The sequence below is a fragment of the Psychrobacter sp. Ps2 genome (assembly GCF_022129405.1).
Lineage (GTDB): Bacteria > Pseudomonadota > Gammaproteobacteria > Pseudomonadales > Moraxellaceae > Psychrobacter.
In genome coordinates this window covers 1-3,214 of sequence record NZ_JADQAM010000008.1, presented here as the reverse complement: position 1 = coordinate 3,214, position 3,214 = coordinate 1, and the positions used below count along the sequence as shown (strand labels likewise).

Here is a 3,214-nt window from a genome sequence, read left to right as displayed (position 1 = left end):
AGTTATTTTAGACTTATATTTATAACTTACTAAACTATTTTAAACTCTAATTAATCTATTTTTTTTGCTCTCTATAAGTAAATATTCAAACTAATACTTGTAGTCAAAATCAACACTATCGACTCTCTAATCAATCAATAAGTACTAAATAGCTAACTTATTTTGTCGTTGTTGTTGTTGTAATTCCGATGCTGATTTTGGAGCCTTGAGCTGATTTCAAGAAATACTTACCCTAAAGCACTTACAGAATGACCTGTAAACACCTTAGTGCATTTCTTGGATTTGATGTGATTAATCGTATGCCGACTTCATCGCCCATCGCATCATCAAGACCGTATCACTATATCAAGCTACGGTTGTTATGATTACGGCTGATATACCGCCTAGACACGCTCATAACCGCTACTGTGCTGTCATACGCTAGCAAGGGCATTTGCCCAATATACCGCTACGATATGCACAAGTAACCACTCATTGCGTTGCTCTTATCCTTTGTCTAGTCACCCCTGTAGGGAGCTTTACCCTTATGTCAAACGCAGTCGTCACTGATGCCTGCCACCCATTTGACGGGTACAGTACAGAGAGAGCAGCACAAGGCTATAACGGATAAATAAACGGTTTTATATATAATAAATCGTAACAGAGAGTTGAGTTTTGAGCAGGATATGGATAAAATAACCCTTAAACGGGTATTCAATACTGTTCAAATAACGCACTGCACATGCTTATTTGTCCGTTACAGTGTGCTTCAACACGCTGTAACCGTTACCCAATTAAACGATAAACCCCATCTATCCGTCAAGTGATGAATGGGGTTTTTTGTTATCTGTAGAAAAATAATATTGCTAAAAACGATAGTGGTACCTGTAGTGGGTACCATGCTCAATAGGTAAAGTATTGATAAGCAAAGGAATGTTGTTTGATTGGTTCGCTCAGTGTACTTGTGGGTGTACTTGCTGTGAGTATTTCGAGGTGTTTTGCTGAATTTAATCTTTCATGGGGTTATTTTCGATAAGTGGCTTTACCTGTCCGAGAACGATCTTCAAGCAATAAAAAACCCGCAGTAGTTAGCAGGTTTTTTCAATATAGATTGCTTCTGTATATTTTATAGGTACTATCTTAATTGGCACAGCATATGACCATTGCATACCACCATCACAATAAAAATATCCATTCTGAAATTTTGAGATGTAAGCTGTAAAGTCATTCCCATTTAGATCACTTATTGCTTGTTGGTCACTCTCATCACTAACAGCACACCATATATTTTGATCATGCTTTAGCATGGCACGTGTCAAATCACTTCCTTTTAATCTGTCAACCATAATACATTTTTCATCTCCTGACAGTGAATTTGTAAAGCTCTTATAACGATATCAAATATACAATTGTCTGTATATCCATAATTTTATATGTTGGAAGAGCATCTGCTTTACCTGTCAGATAAGTTGCTTTTTAATGTTTGATCGGTACAGTAGGAAGTAAACTAGCAGCCACAACCTTTGTTATCAGTGACTATCAGTAATTGGCTTTTGAAATATACCGTAAAATATACCGCAATCTTACAAGGTGACTAGCAGTGATTTGTCTGTTTAGTTCCTATACTAGAACACAAACTGTCGTCTGTACGCCCAGTGTTTACGGCATTCCTTGATTATTATTTTTGACAATACCAACAATAATACCAACAATCGGTTTTTATTCTGCCTGATTGGCTACGAAACTAGCTGATAACGGTTTTTGAATGAAAACTAAATATAATCAATCATACTTGCCAGCTTACCTTGATTGGTACTTACTCTTACTCTTATCTATTGCGTGAGGGCTTATATTCGGCTCTCTAATGCCCTTGTTTGTTTATTCCTATGCTAGGGTAGCTTAAAGGCGCTAAGGACGCTTAAAAAGGCTTATATAGGCTCTCAGGTAATAATTAAGATAAATAGGATTATTTAGATATAAAATAACGCTCTCTATATTTATAATATGTCTAACTTATCGTATTGATATATCACCGTAAGCCTTATGTTTACTAGGTTATTAGTTTTTTAATAACTATCGTCATTACTCACTATAATAGCGGTAGTCTACAAGCCTCAAAACCATACATTACAAGGCTTATATAGGCTTCCACACCTTAACTATTAACTTACTTTATCCCTTATATGCCAATGTCACACGTACTTACATAAACTAGGATTAATGCCTGTCTATGTTTAACAGCTTACGACTAGCTCAATAATTAAAGTGGTTCTCATTCTAAAATATCTGAATACTTATTAGTCTTTGACTTCTTTGGTTTACGTGTTGGTCTATCATTAAATTCTGTTATAACTTTATCATCTGCTGTGAACAGCTCTTTTTTATCTCTTTTTATATTAGGTTGTATCTCGCTTGCTGAATAGTTCTTACCTTTAGCACTTAAATGCTTCTTGTCTTTGGTACGTTCTTTTGCAAGATATGATGCATGTCTAAAAGCGGTGTTGTACTCAAGTTTATTGCCTCTATGTATCATATGAAAACAATCCTTAAGGTTGTTAGGAACGTAGTCATAACCTTTATCACTAAAGTTTTCTGCTATCTGAACACTCTTTGCTGTTATCTCTCTATGGTCTTGTAGCTTATTGCCATCAAACATAATAATTACATGGTAATGAACCTTTTTAGAAGTACATAACTCACGAACCCAAACAAAACCTAATCGTTTGGCATCATAATTCTGCTGTGCCCACTTTCTCATCTTGCTTGTGTAGAATGTCATAACGCTATTATTAGATGCTATAAAGTCAGGTGACATATGAATATCAACTCTAACCATAAGCACTTTATTATGATATGACAGCATAGCCATTAGTTGTTCATCAATTACTTTTAATACTTCAACATAACAACCCATTCCTTTACCTTGAGTATTAATAGGTAACATCTTACCGTCTATCTCTATAACTTTATCTAAAGTTATCTCTCTCATAATTAATTACTCATAATTACATAATAATTGTATACATGCATAAAGGACAGTAGTATCTAACCTAGTTAAATCATAATTATCTTAGCTATACTACTACTGTGTTGGGGCGTGATTTTATCTAAATTTATCAGGGTACAGATATAACAATCATATCTTAGCAGATTTATCAAGTTATTTTAGACTTATATTTATAACTTACTAAACTATTTTAAACTCTAATTAATCTATTTTTTTTGCTCTCTATAA

The 3,214-nt window shown here is 34.3% G+C and carries 2 protein-coding genes; both read right to left on the bottom strand.

Going from position 1 to position 3,214, the window contains the following annotated elements; translation table 11 throughout:
- Window positions 1-1,067: 1,067 nt before the first annotated feature.
- Window positions 1,068-1,298: a hypothetical protein gene (locus tag I3254_RS00405; protein ID WP_238050451.1), complete on the bottom strand. Its 231-nt coding sequence runs from the start codon at window positions 1,296-1,298 to the stop codon at window positions 1,068-1,070.
- Window positions 1,299-2,251: 953 nt separating this feature from the next.
- A complete protein-coding gene (locus I3254_RS00400; protein WP_238050449.1) occupies window positions 2,252-2,968 on the bottom strand; it encodes an inovirus-type Gp2 protein in 717 nt (238 codons plus the stop codon).
- Window positions 2,969-3,214 lie beyond the last annotated feature (246 nt).

Bases quoted from the DNA above. Each gene is read 5' to 3' on its own strand.
- I3254_RS00400 (WP_238050449.1), bottom strand. From the start codon at position 2,968: ATGAGAGAGATAACTTTAGATAAAGTTATAGAGATAGACGGTAAGATG.